The sequence below is a fragment of the Solwaraspora sp. WMMB762 genome, assembly GCF_049179115.1.
In the GTDB taxonomy this organism is placed as follows: domain Bacteria; phylum Actinomycetota; class Actinomycetes; order Mycobacteriales; family Micromonosporaceae; genus Micromonospora_E.
Map to the genome: position 1 here is coordinate 4,268,965 of NZ_JBMHMD010000001.1, position 12,072 is coordinate 4,281,036.

Consider the following 12,072-nt stretch of genomic DNA (forward strand, 5'->3'; position numbering starts at 1 on the left):
CCGATTCCCCCACCCGCATACCACCGGACCCGGCGAGACACGGTCAACCGCCCCGCGACACCCCGCCGAGAGGACCGTCGCCGCGCACCTGCCCAACAGTCACAAGGAAGACCGGGAAGGACGACCCCCGATGAGGCGGCAAGGGTGGGCGCAGTCCCGGCGGTCGAACCAGACATCGGCCACCAGCGGCGAACGCGGTGCTCCATAGGTGCTCGGACGCCGGGGAACCGACACGGACGCACCGGGACCCAGCCGGAGTTCGCTGCTTCCACGGACCACCGAGTTCGTTCACACATGTCGATGACGAGTCCCCGCATGGCCGGGACCTGGGCGGACACACCAGGATCGGGCCGGACTGAGCTGGTTGCCGTCGGACCGCTCCGGGACTAGAGTCGAAATAGGATATTTTTGGTTGTCTACTTCGGACTACGGATCAGAAGGTTAGGGGTTCGAGTCCCTTCGGGCGCGCAAGATCAACAGGGGTCTGACCTGCCGAAACGGCAGTCAGGCCCCTTCGCTTTTCCATCCCTTGTGGTCGGCTGGGTGCTCGGTGGGTGCTCGTACGACGAGCATCCCTCACGTCCCGGCCCGGTCCGGCCGTGAGTGGTCACGTACAGCCCGGTTTTTGACCATGGCGCGGCTTCCCTGCCGCTGGGTCCGAATGTTGGGGCGCAGCGGCGAGCCGGCTACCAGCAGCGGCGAGCCTGGTGCTCCATGGGTGCGCGAACGTCGGGGAACCAGCACGGACACACCAGGACCCAGCCGGATTTCGCGGCTTCCACGAGCCGCCGAGTTCGTTCACAAGACCTGCGCCACTGTGACCCCAGCCGAACACCGTGTCCGAGCGGAAGTGTCGCCGTTATCGTTGACCGGTGATCGGCAACCTTGAGAAATTCCAGGGCGAGCTGGCCGCCAGCGGGTTTCCGCCGCTGGTCAACAAGCTGGCCGGGGCCGACTTCCGGGGCCGGATCGCCACCCGAGACCTCGGGCCGCTGCGACTGGTCTCCCTCGACACGCCCGAGAGCGCCTGCATCGGGCGGAAGCGCGACGCCTCCGACGGCGAGCACCTGGCGATCAAGGTGATGACCCGGGGCCAGACGCGGATCGAGCAGGGGCGCGGCCACGCCGAACTCGGGCCGGCCGACCTGGTGCTGCTCGATCCCACGCGTACGCTCCGGTTTGAGAGCACCGCCTCGGCGCACGTCACCATCCTGGTTCCGCGCCGGGAGCTTCGGATTCGGCCCACGCAGATCGACCGGCTCATTGGCGTACGCATCGACGGCAGTCACGGTCCGGGTGCTCTCGTCTCCGTGTTGGCCCGCGAATCCGTCCGGTCGGCGACCGAGTTCCGCGAGGCGGAGGCGCTGCGGTCGGCGGCGGCCGTCATCGAGCTGATCGCGGTCGCACTGGAGGCCCGGCTGGGCGACGAACAACCGGCCTCGGACGAGCGGCTGCGGGACCGGATCGCCGGCTACATCGAGGCCCGGCTGGCCGATCCCGATCTGTCCCCGCCCGGCATCGCCGCCGCCCACCACATCTCCGTACGCCGGCTGCACAGGCTGTTCGAGGACCAGCCGCTCACCGTCGCGGCCCTGATCCGCCGTCGCCGCCTGGAGCGCTGCCGGGCCGAGCTGACCGGGAGCGGACGTACGGTCACCGCTGTGGCCGCCCGGTGGGGATTCTCCGATCCCACCCATTTCAGCAAGCTCTTCAAGACGACGTACGGCTACAACGCCCGCGCACTGGTAACCAACAACCGTGCACGCACGACCAGGACGGGCACGGCCGGCCCGGAACAGGATGGTGGTCACCAAGGCAGTCGATAGCAATGGAGAAAGTCGTGGCGAAGGTAAACATCGTCCGCCCCGGCGAGGGCGAGATCCTCGGCAGCGGGGCGCAGCAGATCCGCATCCTGGAAAACGGCGAGCACACCGACCACCGGCTGGGGTTCGCCGAGGTCACCATTGCGCCGGGCACCCCGAGCCCGTTGCAGCACCGCCACGCCCAGCACGACGAGGGCTTCTACGTGCTGGCGGGAACGTTCCGGTTCACCGTCGGCGAGGACCAGTACGACGCCGGACCGGGCACCTGGGTCATCGTGCCGACCGGAGCGCCGCACACGTTCGCCAACGTCGGCGACGAGAACGCGGTCATGCTGAACACGTTCACGCCGGATCTGTACGTGCAGTACTTCCGCGACTTCAAGGCCATGATCGATTCCGGGCGGCCGGTCAACGCCGAGACCATGAAACCGCTGTGGGAGAACTACGCCACCGAGATCTCGGACGAGTACGCCTCGTGAAGCGCCTTCAGTACGACCGCTACGGCGGTCCGGAGGTGATGCGGCTCGCGGAGTTCGAGCCAGCGCGCCCCGGGCGGGATGAGGTTCTCGTTCGCGTCCGGGCGGCGGCTTCCAACGCGGTGGACTGGAAGATGCGCAACGGCGAGATGAAGCTGTTGACCGGTCACTCTTTTCCCCGGGCGATGGGGCACGACTTCGCCGGGGTCGTCGAGGCGGTCGGCGCCGGCGTCACCCGTTTGAAGGTCGGCGACGCGGTACTCGGCGGGGCTCGTTTCCGGCAGGCGGGGGCGTTCGCCGAGATGGTGACGGTCCCGGAGAAGGCGGTCGTGCTCAAACCGGTGGACCTTTCGTACGAGCGGGCCGCCGTGCTGCCGACCGTGGGCCTGACCGCCTACCAGGCCGTCGCGGAGGTCCGTCCCGGGCAGGCGGTCTTCGTCAACGGCTGCCTGGGCGGGGTGGGTCGGTCCGCCGTCCAGTTCATCCGGGCGCGGGGAGCCTCAGTCGCCGGCAGCTGCCGCGACACCGCGACCGACGAGGCCCGCGAGCTGGGCGTCGAACCGGTCGTGGGTTTCGGCTTCGATCCGGCCGCCCTCGCCAATCGGTTCGATCTCGTCTTCGACACGCCCGGCATGCTTTCCTACGCCGTGGCCCGATCGTTGCTGAAGCCCGGCGGAACCATCGTCGACATCGTCCCGACCCCGGCCAAGATGATCAGAAGCGTCCTGCCCGGCCCGTTCCGGGTCATGACAGGCCGGCTGGTGACCGCCCATTTGGAGGAGGTGGCCCGGACCCTGCGCCTGCCCATCGTCCGTACGGTCCCGTTGGCCGAGGCGATTCCCGCCCTGACCGAGCTGGAGCGCAATCAACGCCCGAAGGGCGGCAAACTGGTCATCACCATGGCCGGAAGCTGAACCGGACCGAGCTACTTGCAGTCCGGGCCTGAGGTGGTGGGGCGCGCTACCGGAAGGCGGTCGTTGCAGGCACCAGCCTTGATACGTGGCCGGCCGGCCGAGGTCGAGAGGCTTGGGGCGAGTACCGACATATTCACTGGCTGCGGTCGGCGTGGTTGGTCAGCCCTGGTGGCGGGGCCTGCCCTTGAGTCGACGGCTGAACTCCCGGGCGATCTCCCGCTCCGCCTCCCGTTCGGCGATGGTTTGCCGCTTGTCGAAACTGCGCCGGCCCTTCGCGAGGCCGAGTTCGACCTTCGCCCAACCGTTCTCGAAGTACAGCGACAGCGGTACGAGCGTCAGGCCGCCTTCCCGGAGGCGTTCCAGGATCCGATCGATCTCCACCCGACGCAGGAGCAGCTTCCGGGTACGCCGGGGCTGGTGGTTCGTCCAACTCCCGAAGCCGTACTCGGCGATGTGCAGCCCGTGCAGCATGATTTCGCGGCCCCCTTGCTGCGCGAATGCGTCCACCAGCGACACCCGACCGGCCCGCAGCGACTTCACCTCGGTGCCGACTAGGACTATCCCCGCCTCGTAGGTGCGCAGGATCTGGTAATCGTGCCGCGCCCTCTTGTTGGTGGCCACCAGCAGGTGACCGCTCTCGCCGGACCTACCCATGGAAACATCACCTCGCTGCGGCGCCTCCCCACAAGGGTATCGGGGCGCGGTATGAAGCAGGCTCGACGCAAGAATCCGGACCCAGGTACGCATCGAATGTCGTACCCGGCGGGCACCATGACCCCATGGCTGCCCCCGCCCTGGATCCGGAGCACGTCCGGCCACAGACCCTGTCGTTGCGTGAGGCCCGCACCCGGCTGGCCCAACTCGTCGCACTCGCCGAGTTGACCGACACCGTCACAGTGATCGAGCACGACCGCGACGCCCGCCCCGTCGCCGCCATCGTGCCGGCGGCCGCCGCGCGCAGCGTCGCGCAGGCACGCGCCGATGCGGGGCGGATCGCCGAAGTCACCGCTGGCTGGGCGCACCGGTTGGAGCAGACGCGACAGCGCAGCGCCCGCCAGCACGCCAACAACCTGCGGGTGCTGACCGACGCCCTCGCGGAGGTCTGGGCCGAGCTTGACCGGCGGATCCCGTCGGCCAGCGACCCGGCGCTGGCGCGACTGCGGGCCGCGCACATGGACCTGCTGCGGCGATGAACGCGCTGGCGGGGTCGCTGGGCGGGCCGGTCTCTCCTATGGAGAAAATGCGGCCACCCCCATTATCGGACCCGAGCCGCAGGGTCGTGGCGTTGAGTCTCGGATCCAGCGGCGCGACGCCGGGTTCCAGCAGTGGAGGCGTTGCTGACCAACCGGAACACGAGGCATCGCCTGAGCGATTTCCTGGTGCAGGGCGTCGCTGACGAGGTAATCGCACTTTCCCACGACCGCCAGCAGTCCCCCTTCCCGACGTCCGCTCCCGTCACCCTGGCCGCAGACCCACCCCGAGAGGCGTCAACCGTGTTGCCTGCCTGTTGGCCTATGCCTCAAGTAGCAACTTTATCCGGAAAGAGCCGACCCGGCGCAACGTGCGCGGTGCCCTGCCTGGCAGCGCAGGACGACGAGGGGTGGCTGCGTCGACTGGGCCTGCGCGGCAACATTGACGAGCGCTTACGTCGGGTCACGGTGAGGTGAATCCTCATGACCAGTGGCCGGTCCGGCGGAACTACCTGGCCGGCGGGGTACGACCAAAGCGATGATCTGCTCGGCCGCGGCGTCGGTGCGGGCACGGTCACCGGTGAGGTACCGGTCATGGGCGATCCCGCGCAGCCCGCTGACCAGGGCGGTGGCGCGGGCCTGGGCCTGGGCGGTGCTGAGGCCGGCCCGTCGCAGGGCGTGGGCCACCGGTTTGACCCATGCGTGGATGGCGTCGGCGGCCAGAGCGCCGTACTGGTCTGGTTGGGTCATCGCCAGGCCCATCACCTCGAGCAGCAGCCGCACCCGTGGCTCCTGCTCGCCGCCGCACATGTCCTGCCAGACCATGCGGGCGAGCGCAGTCAACGACTCTGCGCCTTCGCCCGCCGAATCCATCAGCGCCTCGATGTCCGGGCGCACGGCGGCCAGCGCCTGCGTGACGAGTTGCTCCTTGGTCCCGAAGTAGTGCACGAGCATGCGCGAGCTGGTGCCCAGCGCCGCCGCGAGCGGTCGCAGGGACAGGTCGGCGAGACCGTGTTCGACGAGGTAGTCGAAGGTCTGGCGCAGCAGTTCGGCGCGCTTGGCGGCATCGGCAGGTCGGGCCACGGGTTTGACTGTACCACTCGCTACAGTTATTGTCTCCAGCATGCCTGAAGCACTTGCTACAAGAACCGCTCGATGGGTAGTCGTCGTCGAGCTGACGGCACTGCCGGCTTGGCTGGCTCTTGACCATTCCACGCGTGAGTCCGCTGTGGAGCGCGCGGTCCACCCGGTACTCGCGTCGGCGCCGGAGGTCGATGTTCACTGGCTCGACGTGGAGTCCTTCACGGCCAGCTGCAGCGATGTTCTGCTCGCGCAGACACCCGATTTGCTGAGCTGGAACCGGCTGTGGGAGCGGATGCGCGACACGCCGATGTTCACGGTGCCGTACTTCCGGGTCGAGCGGATCCTGCCGGGCCTCGTCGAGGGGTACCGGGACGTGACCCGATGGACTTACCCGGTGGGCTGAGCATCCTGGTGAACAACGCCGCCGTGCAGCACGAGCGGTGCCCAGCGACTCGCTAATCCTGGTCTCAGGTTGGTCGGGGACAATGAGCGGCGAAAGCATCGGCTGGTAGGGGGGCGGGCGTGCGGATCATGATTGCGGATGATGACGTGGCTATCCGTGAATCGCTGGAGCGGGTGCTCCGGGTCGAGGGTTACGACACCAGCACGGTCGCCAACGGTCTTGCCGTGCTCGACGGGGTCGGTGGGGCCGGCGGTGAGACGCTGGATCTGCTCATCCTCGACGTGATGATGCCCCGCCTCGGCGGGTTGGAGACCTGCCGGCGGTTGCGGGCGGCGGGTCGGGATCTGCCGGTGCTGATGTTGACCGCTCGGGATCAGGTCTCCGACCGGGTCGCGGGGCTGGACGCGGGTGCCGACGACTATCTGCCCAAGCCGTTCGCCACCGAGGAGTTGCTGGCCCGGGTGCGGGCTCTGTTGCGCAGGCGTACGCCGATCGACGGGGAGTCGCAGGTTCTGTCGTTCGCCGACGTCCGGCTCGATCCCGACAGGTTCGTGGCGTGGCGTGGCGGGCGGGCGCTGCGCCTGACCCGGACCGAGTTCTCCCTCCTACAGGTACTTGTGCGCAACGCGACCCGAGTGTTGACCCGCGAAGCGCTGTTCGAGGCGATCTGGGGCTTCGACATGAGCGCCACCGCCAACAACCTCCAGGTATATGTGAGCTACCTGCGCCGCAAGATGGAGGCCGAGGGTGAGCCACGATTGATCTACACGCTGCGCGGCCTGGGATACACGTTGCGGGAGACTCCTCCGTGATCAGGCACGCGGCCCGGGAACCGCGTCGGCTGACCCGATGGTGGCGCCAGCGGTCCCTGCGGACCAGGCTGACGGTGATCGCGGCGACGGCCATCGCCGTCAGCGTGTTCATGGCCTTCCAGGTAGCCAGTGAACTGCTGGACTGGCAGCTGCGGGACACCGCCGAGAATCAGCTACGCTCCGACGCCCGCGTCGTGGCGACGAACGCGGAGCTCGCCGGTCTGGCGCAGGTCCCGCTACCGCCGTACCCCGGATCCGGTCAGCTGGTGCGGGTCATCCTGCCCGACGGGTCGACCCGGACGCCGGCCGGCCAACCCGCGCTGCCCCCGGTCAGCGAGCACGCCGGGCTCGTGGCGCAGGGCGGCCTGGCCGACCTGATGGAGTCGGATGACAGCGACGAGGACGGCTACCTCGTCTACACGCTGCGGGCGGGCGACGGCGCGGTCCAGGTGGCCCGCGTCGTCGACGACAGCCCGGTCAACCAGTTCGGGTTCGGTATGCTGCTGATCGGACTGCTCTGCGTGGTCGGCGGCGCCCTTGTCGGGCGGGCCGTGGCGCGGACCGGGTTGGCACCGATCGACCGGCTGACCGCCGCCGCGGAACGTGTCGCGCACACCCAGGATCTCGACGCCCACATTCCGGATGAAGGCGGTGGGGAGATCCGGCGGCTGATCCAGTCGATCAACGACATGCTCGCCGCGCTCCGGGACTCCAGGCAGGCCCAACGGCTGCTCGCCGAGGACGCCGCCCACGAGCTCAAGACCCCGCTCACCAGCCTGCGCCTCAACGTCGAGCTGCTGATCCGGCTCGATCGGCGCGGCACCCTCGACAGTGCACTGCCGGCGGAGAACCGGACCCGGCTACTCAACGATCTCGGCGCCCAGATGGCCGAGTTGAGCACCCTCGCCGCCGAGTTGACCGACCTGGCGCGCGGCGACGTCAGCGACGAGAGCACCGAGCCGCTCGACCTCGCCGACGTGGTGGTGGCCGCCGCGACCCGGGCGCGTTCCCGTATGCCCGACGTCGAGGTCGCGCTCGACGTGACCTCCGTGTGGGTGAGCGGCCGTCCTGCTGCGCTCCAGCGGGCGGTGATCAACCTCATCGACAACGCTGGCAAGTGGTCCCCTGCGGACCAGCCGGTCCAGGTCCGGCTCCGGGCCGAGGGCGCGTCGGCGGTGCTCGAAGTCGATGACGCCGGGCCGGGCATCGACGCCGCCGACGTACCGCGGGTGTTCGACCGGTTCTACCGTGCCGACAGCGCCCGGGCGTTGCCGGGATCCGGTCTGGGGCTGTCGATCGTGCAGCGGGTCGTCGACGCCCACGGCGGCCGGGCCACCGTCGCCCGCTCCGCACGCGGTGGCGCGCTACTTCGGGTCGACCTTCCGGCCGCAGCCCCGCCCGCCCCGATCGCGCGGCTCGCCGCCGGGGAGGACACCGCGCTACGTTGACCCGCCCGCTGTCTCCTCGCGGGCGGCCCGGCTGGCCAGGAAGATGTTGTAGTCGACGCAAAGCGCCATCAGGAACACCCGCTGCCGCCGAAGGAGAGCGAGCACCAGCGGATCACCAGCTACCCGTCGCGGCTGGGGTCACCTCGGTGTCGAGATTCTCCACATTCGGCCCGCCGACGCAGGAATTGGTCCTGTTCCCGCAGTGCGCCGGTGTTGCCGGCCAGCCCGATGGCGAGCACTCCGAGGATTCCGAGCGAGCTGAGCGTCGCCACCCGCCGGCGGCGGCTGATGGCGGCGCCATGCCGTCGGCACAGCCCTGGCCTCTCCTCCACGGCCGTGCTGAACCGCAGGATGGCCGGCAAACTCCGCCTGCCAAGCACCACGAGCACCGCTGGGAACAGCGTCAGCATGGCCACCAGCGCGCACTGGATGCCGGCAGCGCCACACGTAGCGGAACAGTTCGCCGAGCGCGGTGATGGACAGGGCGAGACCGAGGCCGACCGCCAGGCCCAGCGTCGGGTTGGATTCGAAGGCGGCGCCGCCGAGGTAGCCGATCAGGCCGGAATAGCCGGCCCAGGTGACGGCGGCGATGGCGGTGAACAGGGTGAAGCGAGCAAGCGGGTAGCCGGTGGCACCGCTGGCGGTCACGATCGCGGTGCGACCGCCGGGGACGAACCTGCCCGCGATGATCAGGGCGCCGCCCCGGCGGTGCAGGTGCGGGGCGATCCTGTCGGCGGCGCGGATCAGGCGGCCGCCCGGACGGCGCTCGCGCAACAAGCGCCCGATGAGGTAGCCGATGTGATCACCGACAAAGGCGCCCAGCGCGGCGAACACGATGATCAGTGGAAGCGACGGGATGCCCGACACGGCGAAGACCGCCGCCGCGATGACGACCGACTCCGACGGCAGGAACGGCAGGAACGCGTCGAGGATCGCCAGTGCGAGGATCGCCAGATAGATGACCGGAGAGGCCATCGCGTTCTCGATCATGGCCATCAGGTCCATCGGGGCCGCTCCTCGCCTTCGAGCACCCAGGCGCAGAGCCCGACTACGACGAACACGAGCGCCAGCAGAACCCGTTCGGCCAGGCCCGCGAACGGAAGATAGCCTTGGCCGAGCAGCACCGCCGGCCCGTTCACCGCCGCGAACGCGACGCACGCGGCGAGCGCGGACCACCCGGCCGCGCGTAGCCAGCGGACCCGGGCCAGGTCGGCCCCGTGCCCGGCCCGCTTGGCGATGAGCAGGGCGAAGAGCGGCGGCAGCGCCGCCATCAGCGCCGCACCGATGCGATGCACCCCGGCGGTGACGCCCGGTTCGGTCCCCGGCAGGTTCGTGGGGAACACCACCACCGCGACCAGGGACACGCACCACACCGACAGCAGCACGGTGAGGGGCCAGGCCGGTGGCAGCACGCGCCGGGCGCCGGCCAGGAGCCAGGCGCCGGCTGCCGCGAGCCCACACGCCGCCAAGGCCAGCAGAACAGCGCCTGGCACGGTCCGGATCGACTCGCTCACCATCTCGTCCACCGGGTCGACATCGCCGACCACCAGCAGGCCCGTCCCGGCCGCCGTGCCCACGCCCAGGCTGAGCTGGACGTTGCGATACCAGCGGGAGGTGCCCGCCCGGACGATCGTCGCTGTCATGCGGCGACCTCGACGGGCGCGGGCGCCTCATGGGCCGAACGGAGCTGGTAGAGCTGCTCGAACGCGGACACCGTGCGGGTCTGGTCGTGCTGCTCGGCCACGGCACGGGCCCGGCGCCCCAGCTCTTCCGCGTGCTTCGGATCGCAGAGGACCCTCAGCAGTCGCTCGGCGAGCGCGACAACGTCGCCGGGCGGGAACAGGTAGCCGGTCTCCTCGTCCCGTACGAGGTGGGGCAGGGCTGCGGCATCGGCACCGATCACAGGCCTTCCACTTGCCATCGCCTCGAGCGTGACCAGGCTCTGCAGCTCAGCGGTGCCCGCGTTGACGAACACCGCCGACGCCGCGTAGGCGGAGGGAAGGTCCTCGTCAGGAACGAAACCGGTGAACGTGACGTGCTCGGCGACGCCCAGTTCCCCGGCGAGCGACCGCAGCGTCCGGTCCTCGGACCCGGTGCCGACCAGGAGCAACTGGACGTCGAGGGAGCCCCGCACCAGCGCGAACGCCCGCATCACGACGTCGAGGTTCTTCTCGGCGTCGAGTCGGCCCACGTACGTGATGGTGGGCTTGTGCGCGAGACTGTAGGCCCAACGGAACTCGGCCGCGGGCGCCTGCTCGCGGAAGCGGGTGAGGTCGATGCCGCACGAAATGGGCAGGACCGGCCCGGAGACACCGGAGAACTCGGCGAGCGCCGCGGCGTACGGGGTCGGTGCCGTGACGATTTCTGCCTTGGCGAACACCCGGGCGGCGTCGCGCCATGCCCACTCGTGCGCCCTCGTGCGGCCGGCGTTGCCGATGGGCAGATAGTGGATCAGGTTCTCGGGCATGAAGTGGTTGGTGGCGATGACGAACAGGCCGCGCTCGTGCGCCGCGTCGACCAGCGCCCGGCACAGCGGGAAGTGGCTCTGCACGTGCACCACGTCGGGCTGGACCTCGTCCAGGACCCGGCGGGCTGCCGCGCGCAGCCCCAGTGGCGGGCAGAACCGGAAAGGTGAGTGGCCCGGCACCGGCAAGGAACGCACGCGGTGCTCGACGACGCCGTCGTTGGACATGCCGGCATGGCTGCGGGTGTCCGTCGACGGCGCGGCTACGTGCACCTCGTGCTGGGCGGTCAGTGCCACGGCCAGACGCTGGGCGAAGTAGGCCGCCCCGTTGACGTGCGGCGCGTAGGTGTCGGCACCGATGAGGATGCGCATGGGACCACTACCTTTCGTAGGGGGTGGCGCTACCTTCCGTAGGTGGTAGCGCTTCATGACGAGGTGGAAGACAGCGACCGGCACGGCGACGGCCGCAGTGAGCAGGAAGATCCCGCCGGGCAGTGCGAGCAGGTTGGACAGCTGGCTACCGAGCAGAGCACCGAGACCGATCAGCACTAGGCCGCGTACGGCGGCGATGGCACCCACCCAGGCGGCGAATCTCCGGTACGGAAGCCCGACGAGCCCCGCCGACACGAACGCCGGGAGGGCGAAGACGTCAACGAGCTTGGCGGTGATCACCAGCCGAGGGAGTGACATCCCGGCCAGCCGGTCGAACAGCGCCGTCGCCTTGAGCCTGCTCAACAGGGACGCCACCCAGGGCCGCCGGGCCGACCGGCCGACGAGGTAGAGCAGGCTGTCGCCCACCACCTCGGCCAGCGCGACGATCACCCAGATCGGCCAGAACGCCGCAGCGCCGGCGCCGACCAGGGTGCCCGCAGTGATCGTCGCGGCCGGCCCTTCAATCAGCACGAAGAAACCGAGCAGCAGGTAGGGGTGATCGAGCACGGCCTGTGTCACAGCCACCATCACTAGCCCCCTACATACTGGTCACATCCGCTTTCTCTGAGACCTACAAGTACCGAGCGAACCTGAGGCGACCGTTAATGCGCTGCTCAGACCGGGTGACCGAACCAGGTGCCCAGCGCACGCACCAGCCCGGTGACGTCGAGGTCCTGCCCGGCACACGCGGCTACGGCGTCGCGACCTCCACCCGGATCGACGAGGTCGAGCAGGAGCCCACGACCCTCGCGCAGCAGGTCCGCCGACCGGGTCACCGCAGCGCGAAGTGGGATCAGATCTTGAATCGGTACGGGCATGCTGCGGGGGCTCGTAGAGAGGGTTGAGCCCGGCCGAGTCGCGGGCTGCCCAAGCGCTGGGTCGCTCGCGGGAGGACTGGTCAGCAAACTGCATCTGCTGGCTGAGGGACCGCGGCGGCAGCCTGGTCAAACGGCTCACACCGGGGCAAGCGTCGGACACCAGGGAACCGCCGGTGGCGGAGATCGCGGTGAGCGGGCTGTACGTGGCG

Annotated in this window: 13 protein-coding genes; 7 read left to right on the forward strand and 6 right to left on the reverse strand. The window is 69.6% G+C overall.

The features are described 5' to 3' along the window. Positions 1-872 precede the first annotated feature (872 nt). From ACN27J_RS18995 to ACN27J_RS19005, 3 genes are read left to right on the forward strand one after another with little or no spacing between them, the layout of a single operon-like run. On the forward strand, positions 873-1,826 hold the full coding sequence (locus ACN27J_RS18995; RefSeq protein ID WP_421368056.1) for a helix-turn-helix domain-containing protein: 954 nt from the start codon (positions 873-875) through the stop codon (positions 1,824-1,826). A gap of 14 nt (positions 1,827-1,840) precedes the next feature. Beyond that, a complete protein-coding gene (locus ACN27J_RS19000; RefSeq protein WP_421368059.1) occupies positions 1,841-2,302 on the forward strand; it encodes a cupin domain-containing protein in 462 nt (153 codons plus the stop codon). Continuing rightward, complete coding sequence (locus ACN27J_RS19005; RefSeq protein WP_421368061.1) at positions 2,299-3,213, forward strand: NADP-dependent oxidoreductase; 915 nt, start codon at positions 2,299-2,301, stop codon at positions 3,211-3,213. The genes ACN27J_RS19000 and ACN27J_RS19005 overlap by 4 nt, the downstream gene beginning before the upstream one ends. 159 nt (positions 3,214-3,372) lie before the next feature. Here ACN27J_RS19005 and smpB read toward each other — a convergent pair whose 3' ends face one another. Further along, on the reverse strand, positions 3,373-3,867 hold the full coding sequence (smpB, locus tag ACN27J_RS19010) for an SsrA-binding protein SmpB (RefSeq protein ID WP_421368065.1): 495 nt from the start codon (positions 3,865-3,867) through the stop codon (positions 3,373-3,375). A gap of 125 nt (positions 3,868-3,992) precedes the next feature. Between smpB and ACN27J_RS19015 the strand changes: the two genes are divergently transcribed. Beyond that, the gene (locus ACN27J_RS19015) at positions 3,993-4,406 is read left to right on the forward strand and encodes a type II toxin-antitoxin system Phd/YefM family antitoxin (protein ID WP_421368067.1); all 414 of its coding nucleotides are present in this window, start codon (positions 3,993-3,995) and stop codon (positions 4,404-4,406) included. Between the two features lie 450 nt (positions 4,407-4,856). Here the strand turns inward: ACN27J_RS19015 and ACN27J_RS19020 are convergent, their stop codons facing one another. After that, complete coding sequence (locus ACN27J_RS19020) at positions 4,857-5,486, reverse strand: TetR/AcrR family transcriptional regulator (RefSeq protein ID WP_421368070.1); 630 nt, start codon at positions 5,484-5,486, stop codon at positions 4,857-4,859. A gap of 40 nt (positions 5,487-5,526) precedes the next feature. On the opposite strand from ACN27J_RS19020, the gene ACN27J_RS19025 reads away from it, so the two are divergent. From ACN27J_RS19025 to ACN27J_RS19035, 3 genes are all read left to right on the forward strand, one after another. Beyond that, a complete protein-coding gene (locus tag ACN27J_RS19025) occupies positions 5,527-5,889 on the forward strand; it encodes a darcynin family protein (RefSeq protein ID WP_421368072.1) in 363 nt (120 codons plus the stop codon). Positions 5,890-6,008: 119 nt separating this feature from the next. Next, complete coding sequence (locus tag ACN27J_RS19030; RefSeq protein ID WP_421368074.1) at positions 6,009-6,701, forward strand: response regulator transcription factor; 693 nt, start codon at positions 6,009-6,011, stop codon at positions 6,699-6,701. Further along, positions 6,698-8,149 carry an ATP-binding protein gene (locus ACN27J_RS19035; protein WP_421368077.1) on the forward strand — a complete coding sequence of 484 codons (1,452 nt, stop codon included), beginning with the start codon at positions 6,698-6,700 and terminating at the stop codon, positions 8,147-8,149. The genes ACN27J_RS19030 and ACN27J_RS19035 overlap by 4 nt, the downstream gene beginning before the upstream one ends. A gap of 138 nt (positions 8,150-8,287) precedes the next feature. On the opposite strand, the gene ACN27J_RS19040 is transcribed toward ACN27J_RS19035, so the two are convergent. From ACN27J_RS19040 to ACN27J_RS19055, 4 genes are all read right to left on the reverse strand, one after another. Then, complete coding sequence (locus ACN27J_RS19040; protein ID WP_421368079.1) at positions 8,288-9,154, reverse strand: DedA family protein; 867 nt, start codon at positions 9,152-9,154, stop codon at positions 8,288-8,290. After that, positions 9,145-9,792, reverse strand: coding sequence for a DUF998 domain-containing protein (locus ACN27J_RS19045; protein ID WP_421368081.1), 648 nt, complete (start codon positions 9,790-9,792; stop codon positions 9,145-9,147). The genes ACN27J_RS19040 and ACN27J_RS19045 overlap by 10 nt, the downstream gene beginning before the upstream one ends. Then, positions 9,789-11,573: a glycosyltransferase gene (locus ACN27J_RS19050; protein ID WP_421368084.1), complete on the reverse strand. Its 1,785-nt coding sequence runs from the start codon at positions 11,571-11,573 to the stop codon at positions 9,789-9,791. The genes ACN27J_RS19045 and ACN27J_RS19050 overlap by 4 nt, the downstream gene beginning before the upstream one ends. A gap of 86 nt (positions 11,574-11,659) precedes the next feature. Beyond that, entirely contained in the window at positions 11,660-11,863 is a 204-nt protein-coding gene (locus tag ACN27J_RS19055; protein ID WP_421368086.1) for a hypothetical protein, read from the reverse strand. Positions 11,864-12,072 lie beyond the last annotated feature (209 nt).